The sequence below is a fragment of the Spongiactinospora gelatinilytica genome, assembly GCF_003236385.1.
Classification (GTDB): Bacteria; Actinomycetota; Actinomycetes; order Streptosporangiales; family Streptosporangiaceae; genus Spongiactinospora; species Spongiactinospora gelatinilytica.
The window spans coordinates 1-16,766 of record NZ_POUA01000041.1; the positions used below are offsets into that span (position 1 = coordinate 1).

Genomic DNA, 16,766 nt, shown 5'->3' on the forward strand with positions numbered 1-16,766 from the left:
CTACCGGTGCGTTCAGGGACACACCGCGTTGACCGGCTGGGAGCCGCCGGGACCGACCTGCAGGTCGACGCAGGCGTAGAAGGCGTTGGCGGTGTCGTAGACGTTCCAGACCGCCAGCAGCTTGATCCGGCCGGTCCTGCCGCCCAGGTTCACGTTGTGCGAGAACGTGGCGGGGGCCTGCCTGCCGTTGTCGTTGAACGAGGCGATGCGGGTGCCACCGATGAAGTACTCCCACGTGCTCGTCCGGTGCTGGGCCGTGATCTTCCAGGTCAGCGAGACGTTGTTGCCGACGGAGGTCGCGGGCCAGGCCCTGCTCTCGTCATCGAGCTGGCTGAATCGTCCTACGCCGCCGCTGCAACTGCGCCGCCCCTTGGGGCCTTCGACGCTCTGCGGCTCGTAGATGATGGGCCCGCAGTTCGAGACGCGGCCTTGCGCGCACATCGCCTGGCGGCTGGGCGGGTTGGAGATGTAACCGTGCGCCATGGCCGGCTGTGCGATGAAGACCGTCGAGCCGATGGCCATGATCGCCGCGGCCAGTAACGTGATCGTTCTTCGCATGTAGTGCTCCTTTATGGCTGGGGTAAGCTAAACATAAAGGAAAGTTTCCTAACAGTAAATCCCTTGGCAACCGAAATTCGCGGCATGTGTCAAGATCTCCGTGCCTGCCCGGCCGCGTCCGGCCGTTCAGGGCCGGCGTTCCAGTTGTAGATGCGGACCGTGCGGCCGCCGTGCCGGATCTCGGTGCGGTCCAGCCGGAAGCCCAGCCCTTCCGCGATCCGCCACGACGCCGTGTTCGGCTCCTGCACCAGGCACCACAGCTCGGTCAGCCCCAGGTCATGCCCGGCGTGCTCGAAGACCGCGCGGGCCGCCTCCTTGGCCAGCCCCTGACCCCAGTACGGCCGGGCGAACCGCCAGCCGATCTCGACCCGCCCGTTCTCCCACGGGGCCAGGCCGCAGTCGCCGACCACCTGCCCGTCCGCCGCGCGCACCACCGTATAGAGGGTGAACCCCCGCTCGGCCAGACAGTCGATCTTGCGTTTCTGCTGCCCGCGAATGCGTTCCGCGCTCCACGGCTCGCCGTCGGCGATGTAGCGCACGGCCTCGCGGTCGGCGAACAGGTCCACGAAGAAACCCAGGTCGGCGGGCTCCGGCGCGCGAAGGATCAGTCGTTCCGTGGACAACGGCAGTGGCATTTCCGGCACCCTTTTCATTTCCCCAGGCCCCCTGGTACGGCATTCGGTGCGGGCGAGCGGGAGAATACGGCAATGCCCGACCAGCGACGAACGATTCGCCCGGATTTTGCTACCAAGCCCACGCTCGACGGCGAACTGGTGACGCTCCGCCCGATCAACGTGGACGATTTGCCCGCGCTGCTGCCGATGCTCAAGGACCCCGAGGTGGCGCGGCTGACCGGCAGCCACGCGACGGACTTCGACGATGAGCGGCTGCGGGCCTGGTACGCCACGCGCGCCGACCAGGACGACCGGCTGGACCTCGCCGTGGTGGAGCGGGCGACCGGGCGGTGTGTCGGCGAGATCGTGCTCAACCAGTGGGACGAGGGCAACGAGAGCTGCAACTTCCGGGTCGCCTTCGTGCCCGAGGCCGTAGGCAGGGGCCTCGGCACCGAGGCGGCCCGGCTGACCGTCGGCTACGGGTTCGAGAAGCTCGGCCTGCACCGGATCTGGCTGGAGGTGTACGCGTTCAACCCGCGGGCCCGCCGCTCCTACGAGAAGGTGGGGTTCGTCGCCGAAGGCGTGCTGCGTGACGCGCTGCTCTGGGAGGGCGAGCGGGTGGACGCCACGGTGATGTCGATCCTCGCGCCGGAGTGGGCGCGGCATCGCGGCCGGCCCGCCGTGCCTGCCGGCACGGCCGTCACGGCCGGGGGCCGGCGGTGACGGAGATCGTCGAACGGCACCGCGCGCTGCTCGGCCGGTTGCTGCCCGGCGACGACCTCGGCGGGCTCGATGTCCGCGAGGGGCAGTTCCACCATGTGGTGATCGGCACAGCGCGGGTGGTGTGCCTGCCCCGCACTCCGGCGGCGGCGGCGCGGCTGCCCGCCCGCGCCGCCGTACTGCGCGCGCTGGCCGGCTTCGGCCTCGGCTTTCGCACCCCCGTCCCGCTGCCGCCCGCCTCGGACGGGACGCGGTACCTGGTGCTGGACCGGATCCCCGGAACGCCGCTGCCGGACGGCGAGCCCGGCGACCCCTGGACCGCGGCGGCGATGGCAGAGCAGTACGCGGCGGTGCTCGCCGGACTGGCCAGGGCGGGAGCCGACCCGGACGTGCGCGAGGCGCTGCCGCACCAGGAACCGGACCGTTGGCGGAGGTTCGCGGACGACGTGCGCGCCGAGTTGTACCCGCTCATGTCGGGCCAGGGACGGCGGCGCGCGGAACGCGAACTCACGCCGCTCGCCGGCCTGCCCCACCTCACCGCGGCGGTGGTCCACGGCGACCTCGGCGCGGCGAACGTGCTGTGGGAGGTCCCCGGGGGAGTGCCGCGCCTGGCCGGGATCGTCGACTGGGACGAGGCCGGGCTGGGCGACCCAGCGGAGGACCTGGCCGCCATAGCCGCGAGCCACGGAACGGGCCTGCTGGAGCGGATCATCGCCCTGACGGGCGGGCCCGGCGACGCGTTGCGGGCCAGGGCCGACGTCATCCGCGGCACCTTCGCCCTGCAACAGGCGCTGTCGGCGCACCGCGACGGGGACGCCGCGGAGCTGGCCGACGGCCTGGCCCGTTACCTCTGATCGCCGCCCCGCCGGATCGCCCGGACGAAGGCCGCCCACTCGCCCGGAGTGAACAGCAGGCCGGGGCCGCCGGGATCTTTGCTGTCGCGGACGGCGACGACGCCCGGCAGCATGGCCACCTCCACGCAGTCGTCGCCGGTGCCCGAACTGCGGGTGCTCTTGCGCCATCGCGCGGTGGTGAGGTCCATTCGTCAGCCCTCCAGGCGATCGACCAGGTTGGAGAGGTACGCGATCGAGGCGTCGGCGCTCAGCGCCGAGTCGCTGAGGTGCCGGAACATCAGCCGGAACCGGTCGAGCTCACCGGTCTCCTCAAGATAGAGCCCGTCGGCGGGCGTCTCCAGATAGACGATGCTGCGGTCGGTGGGATCGGGGAAGTCGAGGATCACGAACTGCCCGGCCAGCCCCGCGTGCGGGCCCGCCGACATCGGCAGGACCTGCAGCTTGACGTGGGACAGCGGGCTGGTCTCGATCAGCCGGCGCAACTGCCGTGCGTGGACCTGCGGCAGGTGGACCGTGCGCAGCAGGGCGGCCTCGTCGATGACCGCCCACAGCCTGGTCGGGTCGTCCTTCTCCAGGATGCGCTGGCGCTCCATGCGGGCGGCCACCCGGCGCTCCACCTCCGCCGAGTCGCGGACGCTGGCCGCCCGGGTGATCGCGCGCGCGTAGTCGGGGGTCTGCAACAGGCCGGGGATGAGCCCGAGCTGGTAGGAGCTGATCGCCGCCGCCTCGGCCTCCAGCCCGACGTACGGGCCGCGGAAGACGTCTCGGTAGACCGTCCACCAGGCGGGGTGACGCGCCTCGCGGGCGAGCGTGACCAGGCCGTTCACCATCTGCTCGTCCTCGACCTGGTAGGCCGCGCACAGGACCCGGATCACATGGACGTCCGGCCGCCTGGTCAGGCCGTTCTCCAGCCGGGAGATCTTCGACGTCGACCATTCGAGCTCGTCCGCGGCCTGCTGGATGGTCATCCCCGCGGCGTCGCGCAGCCTGCGCATCTCACGGCCTAGCCGGCGCAGGCGCAGGGTCGGGCTTCGATCTCCATCGCTCATCGGACACCTCCGAGGAAACCCCCACCTTCAGGCAGACGAGGAATCGGTGCTCCTGCGGGGCCGTCCATGATCGGGACGTCAACGCGGCCAAGAACATCCTCGCCGCCGGGCTGGCGGAGAGCTGAAACGCCTGTGGAGCTGGTGTAAGTCCTCAAGGGGAGTCCTCCTCGGCGGGCGGTCGGCGGTGAAGCAGGAATCCCCTCCTTTCAGGGAGGGGAGGAGCCAAGCGGTCTTCCTTCCTTGGACTGCGCGCCATGATCGGCGGCACCGGGGCAAGTGGTGCGGGCCTCACCGATCGAGGGGAACGGCCGGGCCCGTGAACGCGTGATGACTCTGAGTATATGACCTCGCGCTCTTCGTGACCGATGCGTTGCCCAGACCAGGAGGGCGCCAGGAGGGGCGCCGGTGGTACGGCCCGGTGCGGTGGTGCCTGCTGGACCACCGCTCGGGGCGGCTGTCAGGATGGCGGGGTGACTTCGTGTCTGTCCTCCACGCGCCTGGCCCGGTCCGCCGTCTTCGCGGCGGTCTGCGTCATGGTCTCGGTGGGCGGGCACGCCTTCGCCGGGGGCGGATTCGTCGCCCCCGGGGTGCTCGCGGCGGGCGCGGCGGGAGCGTTCGCGCTGGCATGGGTGCTGAGCGGCCGCGAGCGCGGCCTCGGCGTCGTGCTGGGCGCGACGATCGCGGCGCAGATCGTGCTGCACGAACTCTTCGACCGGGCGCCGCTCCCCGCCGATCCGCCGCCTGTCCCGCTCGGGGTTCCCGGTGGATGGCATCTCCACCCCGGTGGCGGGATGACCGCCGCCCATCTCGTGGTCGCCCTGCTCACCGGGTGGTGGCTGTATCGGGGCGAGAGCGCCCTGTGGCTGATGGCGCGGCTGTGGGGGATGCCCGTCCCGCCCGTGCCCGGCCGGCTCGCGCTCACCGTGCCGTGCCCGCAGGCCGGGCCGGTACGGCCGGCCGTGCCGTCCGACGCGCCCGCGCCGATCGGCGCCCTGGACGTCGCCGCGCCGATCCACCGGCGCGGCCCTCCGGCGCGCCGCCACGCCGGCCGGACCGCCCCGCTGGTCTTCGCGACGCGGGGGTGACGGCCGCCGGCGTGCCCGGATCGTGCCGGGCCGCGGAAGCGTGCCCCGGACGCGATCTTCGTGCCGTACGTCCGAAAGGCCCGGAAATCCGGGCCGTCGTCCTAGATGGAGAAAACGATGGCAATCGTGCCGCGTTTCGCGCGCAGTGGCCTCGCGGTGGTGCTCGGCTGCGCGTTGTTCCTCGCCCTCACCGCCGTCGCCGCCCCCGGCGCGCTGGCGCACGACCGGCTCAAGAGCAGCTCGCCCGCCAAGGACGCCAAGGTGTCGGAGCTGAAGGAGATCGAGCTGGAGTTCACCTCCGGCGTCAAGTTCCCCGTGGTCGTCCTGCGGGGGCCGGGGGACAAGGCGGTGAAGGTCGACAAGCCGGAGACCGAGGACCAGAAGGTCACCACCGCCGTGCCCGTGCCGCTGGAGTCCGGCCGCTACGTGATCGCCTGGCGGGTGGTCTCGTCGGACGGCCACCCGATCGAGGGTGAGATCCCCTTCGAACTGACCGCCCCGGCGGAGGAGAGCGCCGAGCCCAGCGATGAGCCCACCAGTGAGCCCAGCGACGAGCCCACCGCCGAGCCTTCTTCTGGGCCCGCCACCGAGCCCGCCTCGCCGGTCGCGGCGTCCGGCGACGACACGGGCGGTCAGGGGGGCACGCCCGGCTGGATCTGGCTCGCGGTGGCCGCGGTCGTCGTGGTCGTCGTGGTCGGCGGCGGTGTGTGGCTGGCGATCGGCCGCAAGCGCCCGGACGAGGCAGGGTGACCCGGTAGTCCGCCTGGTGTGATCGCACCCGATGCGCACCCGACTCCGGGACGTGATGTGAAGCCACTTCCCAAGCCATTGGATACGTGGTGCCATACGTTCCGGGGCGGACGCACAGGGGCGGGGAAATGTCAGATCAGGCCGGCTGGACCGTTTTCATCGGTGTCATCGCATTGATCATCGCCATCGTGGCCTGGCTGTTACCCGACCCTTTTCACATCAACGACCGGCCCACCGCGCTCAGCGTCACGATGGTGCCTCCGCCGCCCGCCGATCCGCCGGAGAGATCGACCGAGGAGTCCACGGACAAGCGCACCGAAGAAGCGGCCGAAGAACTGACGAAGGAACGTTCCGAAGAACCGTCGGAAGATCCCGAGCCGGAGCCGGAACCCGAGCCGGAACCCCGGCCGGACCCGGTGTCCTCGGCGCGCGCGGCCGGCTTCCCCGGCCAGGTCCAGGTGCCTCCCGGGGCCACCCTGACGCGCCCCGCGCGAGGGACGCCTCCCGGCAGGTTTGCCGCACACTTCCGCGTGGAATCCGATGGTGTGGAGTCAATGGTGAAAATCGCACTCATCGGGGCCGGGAGCCGCTGCTTCGGGCCCGCCACGCTGCGCGACGTATTTCTGTCCGAGCCGCTTTCCGCGCTGCCGCTCGAAGTCCGCCTGATGGACCTCGACTCCGCCGCCCTGGAACGCGCCCTCGGCTACGCCCGCCACCTGAACGACCGGCTCGGCCGCGGCCACCGGATCTCGGCCACCGCCGACCTGGACACCGCGGTCCAGGGCGCGAACTTCGTGATCACCGCGTTCGAGCATCGCCGCGAGCACTACTGGGCGATGGACTTCCACGTGCCGCGGATGTACGGGTTCAAGCAGCCCTACGGCGAGAACGGCGGCGTCGGCGGCATCTTCCACACGCTGCGCAACCTCCCGCCGATGATGGAGGTCGCGCGGGCGATCGAGCGGCTGGCCCCCGGCGCGTGGCTGCTCAACTACACCAACCCGGAGAACCGCCTGGTCGAGGCGGTCTCATCGCTGACCGGCGTCAAGGCGGCGGGGCTGTGCCACGGCATCGTCACCGGACGCCGGCAGGTCTGCCGGCTGCTCGGGCTCGCCGATGAGCACCTGGAGGCGTGGGCGGCGGGCATCAACCACTTCACCGTCTTCGAGTCGCTGCGCGACCGCCGTACCGGCGAGGACCTGTACCCGCGGCTGCGCGAGACCGAGGCACGCGGCGACGAACTCGCCCGCTGGCAGGAACTCGCCCTCGGCCGGATCATCCTGCGCCGCTTCGGCCGCTGGCCCTCGCCCAGCTCCAACCACTACGGGGAGTACCTGGCGTGGGGACACGACTTCGTGCTCTCCGGCGTCCAATACTACTACGACCCCGCCCGCGGCCACCCCTGGGAGACGGGCGAGCCGCCGAAGTTCATCTATGAGCTCACCGACCGCCACACAGGCGGACCATGGCCGGGCCCACCGAAGGAGCGGCCCGGCGAGCCGGACGACCCGAGCGAGGCCCCGCTCGAACCGTCGATCGAGTTCGGCATCCCCGTCATCGAGGGGCTGACCTGCGAGGAACGAATGATCGACGCGGTGAACGTCGTCAACGACGGGGCCGTCCCCAACCTGCCGGCCGACTCGGTGGTGGAGGTCCCGGCCGTGGCCGACGCGGGCGGCATCCGGGCGCGCCGGATGAGCCCGCTGCCCGAGGCGCTGGCGGCCCTGCTGCGCACCCAGCTCTCCATCCACAAACTGATCATCGAGGCGTACCGGGAGCGGTCGAAGGACGCCCTGCTACAGGCGGTGCTGCTCGACCCGGTGGTCGACTCCTACCCGCGCGCCGTGGCCATGACCGATCACCTGCTCGACCTGCAAAAGGACGTCCTGCCCCCGCTCCGGTAGCCCTCGACCGCCGCTTGACCTCCGGTGGCAAGGGCCGGATAGTGTCCCCGGGAGGCGGTATGGAAGACGAGCGGCGCGCGCTGGCCGATGACCTGCGGCGGCTGGTCGGTGGCCGGTTGCTCGATCCGCTGGAGATCCTTTTCGAGGCGGGTCCGGAGGGCGGGCGGCTGCGGGCGCTGCTCGCGGACCACAGCGCGGCCTGGGCGGACGTGCTGCTCGGCGGCGACGACGAGGCGGCCAAGCTGCTGGCGATCCGCCTGATCGCCGCGGTCTATCCGGGCGACGCGCCGTTCGACCCCCCGCCGGGCTGGTGGGCGACCCCGCTGGGCCGCGCGGTCGCCAGGCGGGCCGGTCACCCGGGCGCGTCGGCCGTCCCGGCCTCGGTCGCCGCCGCGATGCTCGGCATCACCCGCCAGGGCGTACACGACCTGGTACGGCGGGGCAAGCTCGACCGCGACGCCACCGGCTCGGTCACCACCGCCTCCATCCGCGCCCGGCTGGCCCGGCCCGCCGCCGGGCCGGATCGGGCGGGTTCGCGGTTAAGATGAGGACGCCTCCGTCTCGTCCATCGAGGAGCAGCCGATGAGCCCGCCCGGTCTGCGCCGGATGCGCGCCGACGCCCGCCGCAACTACGAGTCGCTGCTGGCCACGGCGCACGCCATGTTCAGCGAACACGGCACGGACGCCTCCCTGGAGGAGATCGCCCGCCGCGCGGGGCTGGGCATCGGCACTCTCTACCGGCACTTCCCGACCCGCGAGGCGCTGCTCGAAGCGCTGCTGCACGACCGCATGGAAGGTCTCGCGGCCGAGGCCGGCGCGCTGCTCGCCGACCCCTCGCCGCGCGCCGCGCTGTGGCGCTGGCTCACCGCCTTCACCGAGCGCGCGTTCATCTACCGTGGCCTGCCCGCATCCGTGATGGCCACCCTCCGGGACGAGACCTCGGAGCTGGCCGCCTCCTGCCACCGCCTGAACACCGCGGGCGCGGCGTTGATCCGCCGCGCCCAGGACGCCGGGGAGATCCGCGCCGACGTCGCCCCGGCCGATGTCATGGCCATGGCCGGCGCCATCGCCTGGGTGGGCGAGCAGACCCCGGACGACCCCGAGCGGCGCTCGCGGCTGCTCACCCTGCTCGCCGACGGGCTCACCACCGGCGCCTGACCCGCCGCGCCCGGCTCGGCTACCGCCTGCGCACCTCGATCAGCATGGCCTGCTGCGGGTCGAGGGTGGGCATCGGCAGGCCCGCGGTCGCCAGCACCGGGCCCGGTACGTCGATCCAGCCGGTCAGGGCGGCGGCCACCCACGCGGGCGGCTGCCGGTGCCGCCCGCCGGGCGCGCCGACGTCGGTGCGGACGCGCAGCCGGTAGTCGTGCCCGGGGGACAGGCCGGGCAGCGGCACCCGGCCCGACTGGAGCTCGGCGGAGGTGGCCACCCGGGCCCAGCAGTACAGCGCGGCGGCCGAGCCGGGGGCGAGCACGCCGTACAGGAACTCCTCGTCGTTGACCAGGTCGGCGCGCACCACCTCGCCGCTGTGCAGCAGTGGCCGGAACTCCTTGTAGAGCGCCGCCCACGCGCTCACCCTGGTGATCTGGTCGGGCGTCAGCCCGGTGAGGTCGAGTTCGATGCCCGCGTGCCCGAACAGCGAGGTGATCAGCCGGAAGGTGTCGCTGGTGAACCGCCGGGTGCTCGGCGCGCGCTCGGCGCCGAAGTGCGCGCCGATGAGTTCGAGCGGCACGAGCTGGCCCGTCCAGCGCTGGATCATCTGCCGTTCCACCGGGTCACTTGAGTCGGAGGCCCACACCCGGTCGGCGCGGCGCAGGACGCCGAGGTCGATCCGCCCGCCGCCGCTGGCACACGACTCGATCTCCAGGCCGGGGTGCAGCGCCCGCAGCCTGTCCATCAGATCGTAGGTGGCCAGCGTCTGGGCCCGCACCCCGGGGCGGTCCCGCCCGCCGGGCTCGCGGCTGACCGCTTCGAGGAGTTCGCGGTTGTGGTCCCACTTGATGTAGTCGATCCGGTATTCGGAGATCAGTTCGTCCATCCGGCCCAGCAGGTACTCCCAGGCGCCGTCGTTCGCGACGTTGAGCACGTACTGCTGGCGCGAGGGCGGCCCGACCCCCGCCGACGGCGCGAGCAGCCATTCCGGGTGCGCGCGGGCGAGGTCGGAGTCGAGGTTGACCATCTCCGGCTCGAACCACAGGCCGAACTGCATGCCCAGCTCGCGGACCCGTTCCACCAGCGGGGTCAGGCCCGAGGGCCACACGGTCTCGTCCACGTACCAGTCGCCCAGCCCGGCCGTGTCGTCGCGCCTCCCGCGGAACCAGCCGTCGTCGAGCACCACCCGTTCCACGCCCACCTTGGCGGCCGTCTGGGTCAGCGCGAGCAGGCGGTCGAGGTCGTGGTCGAAGTGGACGGCGTCCCAGGTGTTCAGCAGCAGCGGGCGCGGGGAGACCGGGTGGTGCGGGCGGGCGCGCAGCATCGAGTGGAAGCGCGCGGAAAGCCCGTCGAGCCCGGCGCCGGACCAGGCGAAGTAGCAGGTGGGCGTCTGGTACTCGGCCCCGGGCGCCAGCCGTACCTCGCCGGGGCGCAGCAGCTCGCCGCCGCCGATCACCCCGGCGTGCGCCCCGGCCCCCTCGGGCAGCCGCTCGGCCAGGTAACGCTGGTCGCCGCTCCAGCCGACGTGCAGGGCCCACACCTCACCGGACCGGAACCCGAACCCGGGCACCCCGGCCACCATCAGGTAGGGCGAGTCGGTGCCCGGCTTGCCGCGGCGGACCTCGCGGACGTGCGCCCCGTGGGTGAGCGCGCGGCGCTGCGGCGAGCGTTCGCGCAGCCACCTGCCGGTGAAGTCGAGCACCTCGGCGGCCCGGCGCGGGATCGGCAGCATCGCCGTGACCCCCGCGAGGTCGTAGTCGGGGCGGGCGGCGCACGCCTTCAGCGTCGCGGTGACCGCGAGCACGCCGTGCGCGTCGAGCCGGTAGACGACCGTGATGTCGAGGTCGGAGATGTCGTCGTCGAGCAGGAGCACCAGCTCCCCGCCGCCGTCGGGCAGGTCGCGCTGCTCGGCCCTGGCCAGCCGGGGCCGGGGCGTCGTCCCGGAGCCGCCCCGATGGCCCAGGTGGGCGGGGGTGCCCACCCAGCCTTCTGCCTCGGTGGGCCAGACCGAGAGCAGCCGCGGTACGTCGAGCGAGTTGATCGGCACGGCGGGGCCGCCGGTCAGCGCGAGCGCGGCGAGCCCTCCCGGCGACAACTCCCCGAGGTCTTCACCCCAGTGCAGCACGGTGGGGACAGGAGTGGTCAGATCGACGGCGAATCCCACTCCGGCCGCACGAAGATAGGCGACTTCATCGCTTGACATCGGGTCATGCCTCCTTTGACTCGCCTGTTGCGGTCATCATCGCGCCCGGTCGTGATGCCGCGCTCGAACGCGGCTTGAGGGGAAGGATGAACGGAACGGGCCCGCCGTACGTAAAGGAGGGCATGGTGGTGTTACGACTGCTCGCGGTCGCGGGCATGGTGTCCGGTCTCGTCGTCGCCGGAGCGGGCACGGCCTGCGCCTGCACGTGCGCCGAGCTTCCCCCGGCGGAGTCGGTACGGCAGTCGGCGGCTGTGTTCACCGCGACCGTGGTGAGCGTGCGGCCGGAGAAGCCGGCGATCGACGAGGGACAGGTGACGGCGACGCTGCGGGCCGATCACGTCTACAAGGGCGGGCGGCAGGCCCTGATCAAGGTGTCCACGCCCGCGCAGAGCCCGGCGTGCGGATACTCCTTCGAGCGGGGCGCGCGTTATCTGGTGTTCGCCAAGAAGGAGCAGGGCCGGCTGACCACGATGCTCTGCTCCGGCAACCGCCGCGTCCCGGCGGGCACCCGCGCGCTGCGCGCAGGTGACGGCACGGGCATGGACGAGATCTCCCAAAAGCTGATCAAGGCGCTGGGCGACCCGGGGCCGCTGATCTCCGCCAAGAAGCCCAAGCCCCGCCCGGACCGGAAGGCCGAGGCCACGTCGCCCGCCCCGGAGGCCTCCGCCGTGCCCGAGCCCGCTCCCGCCGTGCCCTCGCCGGTGCCCGACCGCGGTTCGCCGCAGGTCACGCCGCCGGCTCCCGGCATGGAGACCCGGGCGCACAGCGAGCCCGCGCCCGCCGGCCCCGCCCCGGGCGTGATCGCCGCCGCGGCGGGCGGTTCGGCGCTCGCCATCGGCGGGGCCGCCGCCTTCCTGACGGCCCGCAGGCGCAGGCGCTGAGCCGCCCCCGAAGGCCGCCGCCCCCAGGGGGTACGGCGGCCGTTGGGGACCGGTGTTATGGGCAGGGGCGTCCGCCCTGACGGGCGCTCACCCCTTGGGTCCGCTCAGCAGTACTGCGACTCCTTGCCGATGATCCGGTACACGCAGTCCCCGTACTCCAGGAACCGCAGCACCGCCTCCCGGTTGCGGGTGGTCTGCGGCACGATCTGCTCGTCCGGCGGGTAGAACCCGGGGCTGGCCGAGCGCGGATACATCTCGAACGTGTAGCTGAAGATCTTGTAGACGCCCCACATCCAGTCGTTGATCGTCCCGTCCGTGATGTACAGGTCGCTGGACTGCTCGGGGGTGTAGCCGTTGGTGCCGGCCATGCTCCGGCCCAGCGTGGCGTGCGCGTTGCGGTCGTCCACGGTCAGCCCGGGGGCGGTGTCGGCGTAGGTGTAACCGTAGGGCCACAGGACCAGCTCACTGTAGGTGTGCCAGTCGATGTGCGCCTTGATCTGCTGCTTGCCGCCGACCACCCGGCTGCGGACCCAGTCGGCGGTGGCCTTGACCTCGCGGGCCGACTCGGGGCCGGTGCCACGGTAGGTCTCGCTGGAGGGCGTGGGCGAGGAGCCGCCGCAGCAGCCCCACCGGTAGTTCCAGTTGCGGTTCATGTCGGTGCCCACCGCACTGCCGGCCGGCTGCCGGTTCTTGCGCCAGGAGCGGTAGGTGCCGGAGGCGATGTCGTACTCGCCGCCGTCGGGGTTGAGGTCGGGCAGGATCCAGATCTCCCGGGAGTCGACCAGGCCCCTGATCCGCGCGTCCGTGGCGTAGTTGTCGGCGAGCAGGTGCATCTGGTACAGCGCCATCTCGACGGTGAGGTGCTCGCGGGCGTGCTGGTGGGCCGTGAAGAGGATCTCCGGCTCGGCCTCGTCGGTGCCGACGTTGTCGCTGATCTTGACGCCGACGAGCTGCCTGCCCTGGTAGGACGTGCCGTAGGTGAACTTGCTCACCAGGCCGGGGTGCGCCGCGACGATGGCGTTGATCTCGGTGTTCATCTCGGCGTAGTTGTGGTACCTGGAGTCCGACGGCGGGAAGTCAGCGACACCGGCGCCGGACGGGTATCGAGGGCGCGGCACTTCCACGACCTGGTAGCCGAGTCTCCTGATCGCCGTGACCTCGGCCTCGGTCGCGGTGACCAGTACCGACCTGTCGGCGATCTCCTCGATCGCGGCACCGGTGGCCGCGACCGAACTGCGCTGTTTCGCGTCGGCGGGCCCCTGAACCCGGTACTGCTTGTTGGGCGGTGGTTCGGCGGTGGCCCCGGCCACGGTGCCGCCGGTCAGGCAGAGCACTCCGAGGACGGCCAGCAGGAACGTTAATCGGTGTTTCACCAGTTCCTCCACGGCGTGAGGTTGGGGGTGTGACTCACGCCTGCAACTGAGAGTGGAGTCTGACTGTGAACCGCAACAGGCCCAATTTCCGCGTCTTGTGACCGATGAGAGCTAGGGTATAACGTTTTATATCAGTGGGAAAACGTTATACCGAACTTTCCTCTATATGGAGGGCTGGTACAGGTGCGCAGGCCGCCGGGGCTGGCCGCCGTCGCCGCGCGGGCAGGGGTGTCGGTGTCGCTGGTGTCCAGGATCCTCACCGGTGACCCCGGGCTGCGGGTACGCGAGAGCACCCGGCAGCGGGTGCTCAGGGCCGCCGCCGACCTCGCGTACGTCCCGCACGTCTCCGGCCGTGCGCTACGGCTGGCCAGGGCCGGGGCGCTCGGGCTGGTCGCGCGGGACGTGGGAGACCCGATGCACGCCGAGATCATCCAGGGCGCGCGGCTCGCCGCCGCCGCCCGCGGGCAGGCGCTGCTGCTGGCCGGTCCGCCCGAGCCGGCCGCCGGCGCCGCGGCGCTCGACCGGCTGGCGGGGGAGGGGCGCGTCGACGGGCTGCTGTGGCTGGGCGGCTTCGACGACGACCTCGCCGCGCGGGCCGCCGCGCACCTGCCCGTCCTGCTGGTCGGCGACCGGCCGCGGGCGGGCGTGCCCGGCATCCGGCTCGCCGACGAGCGGGCCGCGGCACTGGCCGTCGCGCACCTGGCCGGACTCGGCCACCGCGACATCGGCTTCGTGGGCCGCGACGCGGCCGGCGACGCCTCGGTACGCCGCCTGGCGGGCTTCACCGCGGCGCTTCGCGAGCGCGGGCTGATGGTCCGCGAGGAGTGGATCGTCTCCGGCGGGTGGGGCGCGGCGGACGGCCACGCGGCGATGGGCGCGCTGCTCGCGCCGCCTGGCCGCCCCAGCGCGGTCGTGGCGGCCGACGTGGTCGGGTGCGTGGGCGCGCTGGCCGCCGCGCGGGAGCGGGGGGTGGCGGTGCCGGGCGAGCTGTCCGTGGTCGCCGTCCACGACGCGTGGTTCGCCGCGTACTGTGCCCCGCCGCTGACGGTCGTGCGCCTGCCGCTGCGCGAGCTGGGCGGCCGGGCGGCGGAGCTGATCATGGACGGTGACCTGGACGGCCCGGCCTGCGGTCACCTCATCGACGGCCCGCCCGAGCTGGTACGGCGCGGCTCCACGGCGGCCCCCGCCCCGCCGATCACAGGGTGATCCAGCCGGTCGAGACCGCGATGCCGGTCGCCGTACGGCAGTGCAGCCGAAACCGCTCGGCCGGTTTGGCGCCGATGGCGAAGAACCCCACCTCGTCGATGGTGGTCTCGCACACCGCCCCCGACTCGGCGCGCAGGTGGATCCGCCCCGGCTGGGGCGGCACGAGCTGCCCGATGAGGGTGTCCTCGGTCACCTCGATCTCGATCGTCAGCTCCCTGGACACGAACGTCAGCGCCCGCAGGGACGCCGAGTCGGCGGCCCTGGTGAGCGCCAGGGCGTTCTCCCCGCCGAACTCCGAGTCGTAGGCCAGCTCGGCGAACTCGGCCAGCTCGGCGTCGATGTTGCGCCACGCGAAGGCCGTCTTGGCCGCCTCGACGAAGTCGCGCGGCACGCTGTCCACGGCATTCAACGCCGCGCCGAGCCGGGCCAGCAGCTCTTCGTCGCTCCACTGCTCAGACATGGCGCTCACCTCTGGACGGCTCGGTCTCGGACTCCATCAAAGCGGCCAGTGCGGGGTCGCTGCGGAGTTTGGCCAGGCAACGCGCCCGGGTCGGGCCGACGCTGCCGATCGGGATGCCCAGGCGCGCGCTGATCTCCTGGTAGGGCAGCTCGTCCAGCAGGAGCGCGAGCATCCGGCGGCATCTCGGCTGCAGCGTCATGAACGCCGCGTGGAGCACGGCGTTGCGCTCCGCCGTCTCCACCTCCTCCTCGATCGGGCCGGTCCGCTCGTCGGCGGTCATGTCGAAGCCCAGCGGATCCTCGGCGGTCTCGCCGCGGTGCCTGGACCGCAGCAGCCGGGAGCACTCGCGTTTGGCGGTGATCGCCAGCCATGCGCCGAGCTTGCCCGGGTCGCGCAGTTCGCCCAGATGCTCCACCGCGGCCATCCACACCTGCTGGGCCACATCGTCGGTATCGCGCCGGTCCAGCCGGTATTGGCGGCAGATCGACCACACCATCGACGCGTACCGTTCGACGAGATCGTTCCACGCGCCCTGGTCGCCCATGTTCGCCCGGGTGACCAGGGCGGAGACCGCCAGGTCCGTCGGCATCGCGCCTCCCTTGCCTTGATCCGCCGCCGTCTCCCCTCCGGTTCAGCCGCGGGCCAGGTGGATGCGCGCGGCCTCTTTGGCGCTCACGCCCCGGTCCTGGGCGATGGCGGCGATCGCCCCGCCCACATGGGCCGTGGCGAAGGAGGTGCCGTCCCACTCGGCGTATCCGTGGCCGAAGTCGGTGATCTCCCCGGTCCGCTCGACGGTGCCCGAATCGTAATTCATCCGCACCATTTCCACATCACCTGGCAGGAACAGGCCACGCCGGTTGGTGCCCGGGGCCCAGCAGTCGGTCCAGGGGGCCTCTTCCTGGCTCGGCGAGAAGAACGCCCGGCCGCCCTCCTCGTTGAGCGCGCCGACGCCGATCACGGTGGGGCCGGCCGCCGGCCACATCGGGACGGTCGGGTCCAGGGGGGAACGGCCGATCTCCTCGCCGATGAAGGCGCCGCTCCACCAGTCGTCGGGCCGCCCGTGGTTGCCGATCGCGGCGACCTTCACCACGCCGGGGGTCCGCTCGCAGGCGCGGGCCAGCACCAGCGGCTCCTCACCGTCGGCGGTGGGGCCGCCGAGCGCCATCACCAGGACGTCCAACTCGTCGGTCTGGGCCTGGACCATCTCCTTGGCGAGCGTCCAGGAGGTGGTGGTCAGGGTGTCGGGGTCGAGCACCGGCCTGATCACGATCTCCGCGTTCGGCGCCTGCTCGGCGGCCAGCGAGCACACCAGCAGGCAGTGCCCGCCGAAGGACACCCAATCGGAGGCGCGCGGCAGCAGCCCGTCGTGCGCGGCCAGGTAGCGCCCGGCCAGTTCCTCGTGCGCGAACAGCGGCGTGTCGATCACGCCGACCCGGACCGGCGGCCGGTCCGCGTCGACCCGCGCCGGCAGCGCGAACGACTCGCCGGTCTTGAGCGGCCGGGGGTGGCCGGTGTTGCCCCCGCTGTACGGCGAGCCCTCGGGGTTCTCGTAGAAGCGCTCCTTGGCCACCGTTGGATGCCAGCCTGAGTGAGTGCCCGAGTATTTCCGGCGGATATAGAAGAGCAGCAGGTCAAGATGGGTCAGCTCTTCATGGGCTGAGTAGGTGCCCTCACCCGCCTTCTTGGCCAGGCCGATCAGTTCGGTCCGGTTGGGGAGATTCTCCATCGCGGCTTCGAGGCCGTCGAGTTCGCGCAGCGCCAGCCCCAGCGGCTCGCTCTCCTCCCGTTCGGCCGTATGCACATGGAGATCCGCCAATTCCTTGTCCAGCAGGCTCTCGTCCTTCAGGTCCACCACCACGCGAGTCGCGTGGAACGCCTCGGTCTCGCGGCGGACTATGCCGTTGAGCTGCATGGCCATCCTCTCTGCCCCTCCTGATGGAGCAACCGTCGTCATCCA

At 72.1% G+C, this 16,766-nt stretch carries 18 protein-coding genes; 9 read left to right on the forward strand and 9 right to left on the reverse strand.

All coding sequences use genetic code 11. The annotated features are described in order from the left end of the window. Positions 1 to 12: 12 nt before the first annotated feature. Both C1I98_RS08160 and C1I98_RS08165 read right to left on the reverse strand, forming a co-directional pair. Entirely contained in the window at positions 13 to 558 is a 546-nt protein-coding gene (locus C1I98_RS08160; RefSeq protein ID WP_111166464.1) for a lytic polysaccharide monooxygenase auxiliary activity family 9 protein, read from the reverse strand. 89 nt (positions 559 to 647) lie between these two features. Beyond that, positions 648 to 1,193 carry a GNAT family N-acetyltransferase gene (locus C1I98_RS08165; protein ID WP_111166465.1) on the reverse strand — a complete coding sequence of 182 codons (546 nt, stop codon included), beginning with the start codon at positions 1,191 to 1,193 and terminating at the stop codon, positions 648 to 650. Between the two features lie 72 nt (positions 1,194 to 1,265). Between C1I98_RS08165 and C1I98_RS08170 the strand changes: the two genes are divergently transcribed. Beyond that, positions 1,266 to 1,895, forward strand: coding sequence for a GNAT family N-acetyltransferase (locus C1I98_RS08170; protein WP_111166466.1), 630 nt, complete (start codon positions 1,266 to 1,268; stop codon positions 1,893 to 1,895). A 5-nt stretch (positions 1,896 to 1,900) separates the two neighbouring features. Next, the gene (locus C1I98_RS08175) at positions 1,901 to 2,746 is read left to right on the forward strand and encodes a phosphotransferase family protein (RefSeq protein WP_199536801.1); all 846 of its coding nucleotides are present in this window, start codon (positions 1,901 to 1,903) and stop codon (positions 2,744 to 2,746) included. Here C1I98_RS08175 and C1I98_RS08180 read toward each other — a convergent pair. Both C1I98_RS08180 and C1I98_RS08185 read right to left on the reverse strand, forming a co-directional pair. After that, on the reverse strand, positions 2,737 to 2,934 hold the full coding sequence (locus C1I98_RS08180; protein ID WP_111166467.1) for a DUF397 domain-containing protein: 198 nt from the start codon (positions 2,932 to 2,934) through the stop codon (positions 2,737 to 2,739). The two genes, C1I98_RS08175 and C1I98_RS08180, sit on opposite strands and share 10 nt — an antisense overlap. 3 nt (positions 2,935 to 2,937) lie before the next feature. Next, complete coding sequence (locus C1I98_RS08185; RefSeq protein ID WP_111166468.1) at positions 2,938 to 3,795, reverse strand: helix-turn-helix domain-containing protein; 858 nt, start codon at positions 3,793 to 3,795, stop codon at positions 2,938 to 2,940. 470 nt (positions 3,796 to 4,265) lie between these two features. Here C1I98_RS08185 and C1I98_RS08195 point away from each other — a divergent pair, with 470 nt between their 5' ends. From C1I98_RS08195 to C1I98_RS08215, 5 genes are all read left to right on the forward strand, one after another. Further along, positions 4,266 to 4,880: an MFS transporter gene (locus tag C1I98_RS08195; RefSeq protein ID WP_111166469.1), complete on the forward strand. Its 615-nt coding sequence runs from the start codon at positions 4,266 to 4,268 to the stop codon at positions 4,878 to 4,880. 117 nt (positions 4,881 to 4,997) lie between these two features. Next, entirely contained in the window at positions 4,998 to 5,630 is a 633-nt protein-coding gene (locus tag C1I98_RS08200; RefSeq protein ID WP_158557961.1) for a copper resistance protein CopC, read from the forward strand. Positions 5,631 to 5,758: 128 nt separating this feature from the next. Then, positions 5,759 to 7,534, forward strand: coding sequence for a family 4 glycosyl hydrolase (locus C1I98_RS08205; protein ID WP_111166471.1), 1,776 nt, complete (start codon positions 5,759 to 5,761; stop codon positions 7,532 to 7,534). A gap of 59 nt (positions 7,535 to 7,593) precedes the next feature. Beyond that, a complete protein-coding gene (locus C1I98_RS08210; protein ID WP_111166472.1) occupies positions 7,594 to 8,082 on the forward strand; it encodes a hypothetical protein in 489 nt (162 codons plus the stop codon). A gap of 34 nt (positions 8,083 to 8,116) precedes the next feature. Continuing rightward, the gene (locus tag C1I98_RS08215; RefSeq protein WP_111166473.1) at positions 8,117 to 8,692 is read left to right on the forward strand and encodes a TetR/AcrR family transcriptional regulator; all 576 of its coding nucleotides are present in this window, start codon (positions 8,117 to 8,119) and stop codon (positions 8,690 to 8,692) included. Between the two features lie 19 nt (positions 8,693 to 8,711). On the opposite strand, the gene C1I98_RS08220 is transcribed toward C1I98_RS08215, so the two are convergent. Continuing rightward, positions 8,712 to 10,889, reverse strand: coding sequence for an alpha-galactosidase (locus C1I98_RS08220; RefSeq protein WP_111166474.1), 2,178 nt, complete (start codon positions 10,887 to 10,889; stop codon positions 8,712 to 8,714). A gap of 122 nt (positions 10,890 to 11,011) precedes the next feature. Between C1I98_RS08220 and C1I98_RS08225 the strand changes: the two genes are divergently transcribed. Then, positions 11,012 to 11,770 (forward strand): hypothetical protein, encoded by a 759-nt coding sequence (locus C1I98_RS08225; protein WP_158557962.1) that lies wholly within the window; start codon positions 11,012 to 11,014, stop codon positions 11,768 to 11,770. A 104-nt stretch (positions 11,771 to 11,874) separates the two neighbouring features. Here C1I98_RS08225 and C1I98_RS08230 read toward each other — a convergent pair whose 3' ends face one another. After that, the gene (locus C1I98_RS08230) at positions 11,875 to 13,143 is read right to left on the reverse strand and encodes a M14 family metallopeptidase (protein ID WP_199536799.1); all 1,269 of its coding nucleotides are present in this window, start codon (positions 13,141 to 13,143) and stop codon (positions 11,875 to 11,877) included. Positions 13,144 to 13,326: 183 nt separating this feature from the next. Here C1I98_RS08230 and C1I98_RS08235 point away from each other — a divergent pair, with 183 nt between their 5' ends. Next, on the forward strand, positions 13,327 to 14,349 hold the full coding sequence (locus tag C1I98_RS08235; protein WP_111166477.1) for a LacI family DNA-binding transcriptional regulator: 1,023 nt from the start codon (positions 13,327 to 13,329) through the stop codon (positions 14,347 to 14,349). On the opposite strand, the gene C1I98_RS08240 is transcribed toward C1I98_RS08235, so the two are convergent. The 3 genes from C1I98_RS08240 to C1I98_RS08250 are packed head-to-tail and all read right to left on the reverse strand — an operon-like array spanning position 14,339 to position 16,727. Beyond that, entirely contained in the window at positions 14,339 to 14,809 is a 471-nt protein-coding gene (locus C1I98_RS08240) for a hypothetical protein (RefSeq protein WP_111166478.1), read from the reverse strand. The two genes, C1I98_RS08235 and C1I98_RS08240, sit on opposite strands and share 11 nt — an antisense overlap. Beyond that, positions 14,802 to 15,398, reverse strand: a complete 597-nt coding sequence (locus C1I98_RS08245; protein ID WP_111166479.1) for an RNA polymerase sigma factor — start codon at positions 15,396 to 15,398, stop codon at positions 14,802 to 14,804. Before C1I98_RS08245 ends, C1I98_RS08240 begins: the two co-directional genes overlap by 8 nt. Before the next feature lie 42 nt (positions 15,399 to 15,440). After that, positions 15,441 to 16,727, reverse strand: coding sequence for a S8 family peptidase (locus C1I98_RS08250; protein ID WP_111166480.1), 1,287 nt, complete (start codon positions 16,725 to 16,727; stop codon positions 15,441 to 15,443). Positions 16,728 to 16,766 lie beyond the last annotated feature (39 nt).

Coding starts and splice junctions, on each gene's coding strand:
- C1I98_RS08240 (WP_111166478.1), bottom strand. CDS start 14,809: ATGTCTGAGCAGTGGAGCGACGAAGAGCTGCTGGCCCGGCTCGGCGCG.
- C1I98_RS08170 (WP_111166466.1), top strand. CDS start 1,266: ATGCCCGACCAGCGACGAACGATTCGCCCGGATTTTGCTACCAAGCCC.
- C1I98_RS08215 (WP_111166473.1), top strand. CDS start 8,117: ATGAGCCCGCCCGGTCTGCGCCGGATGCGCGCCGACGCCCGCCGCAAC.
- C1I98_RS08185 (WP_111166468.1), bottom strand. CDS start 3,795: ATGAGCGATGGAGATCGAAGCCCGACCCTGCGCCTGCGCCGGCTAGGC.
- C1I98_RS08160 (WP_111166464.1), bottom strand. CDS start 558: ATGCGAAGAACGATCACGTTACTGGCCGCGGCGATCATGGCCATCGGC.
- C1I98_RS08250 (WP_111166480.1), bottom strand. CDS start 16,727: ATGGCCATGCAGCTCAACGGCATAGTCCGCCGCGAGACCGAGGCGTTC.
- C1I98_RS08205 (WP_111166471.1), top strand. CDS start 5,759: ATGTCAGATCAGGCCGGCTGGACCGTTTTCATCGGTGTCATCGCATTG.
- C1I98_RS08180 (WP_111166467.1), bottom strand. CDS start 2,934: ATGGACCTCACCACCGCGCGATGGCGCAAGAGCACCCGCAGTTCGGGC.
- C1I98_RS08200 (WP_158557961.1), top strand. CDS start 4,998: ATGGCAATCGTGCCGCGTTTCGCGCGCAGTGGCCTCGCGGTGGTGCTC.
- C1I98_RS08220 (WP_111166474.1), bottom strand. CDS start 10,889: ATGTCAAGCGATGAAGTCGCCTATCTTCGTGCGGCCGGAGTGGGATTC.
- C1I98_RS08225 (WP_158557962.1), top strand. CDS start 11,012: ATGGTGGTGTTACGACTGCTCGCGGTCGCGGGCATGGTGTCCGGTCTC.
- C1I98_RS08245 (WP_111166479.1), bottom strand. CDS start 15,398: ATGCCGACGGACCTGGCGGTCTCCGCCCTGGTCACCCGGGCGAACATG.
- C1I98_RS08210 (WP_111166472.1), top strand. CDS start 7,594: ATGGAAGACGAGCGGCGCGCGCTGGCCGATGACCTGCGGCGGCTGGTC.
- C1I98_RS08165 (WP_111166465.1), bottom strand. CDS start 1,193: ATGCCACTGCCGTTGTCCACGGAACGACTGATCCTTCGCGCGCCGGAG.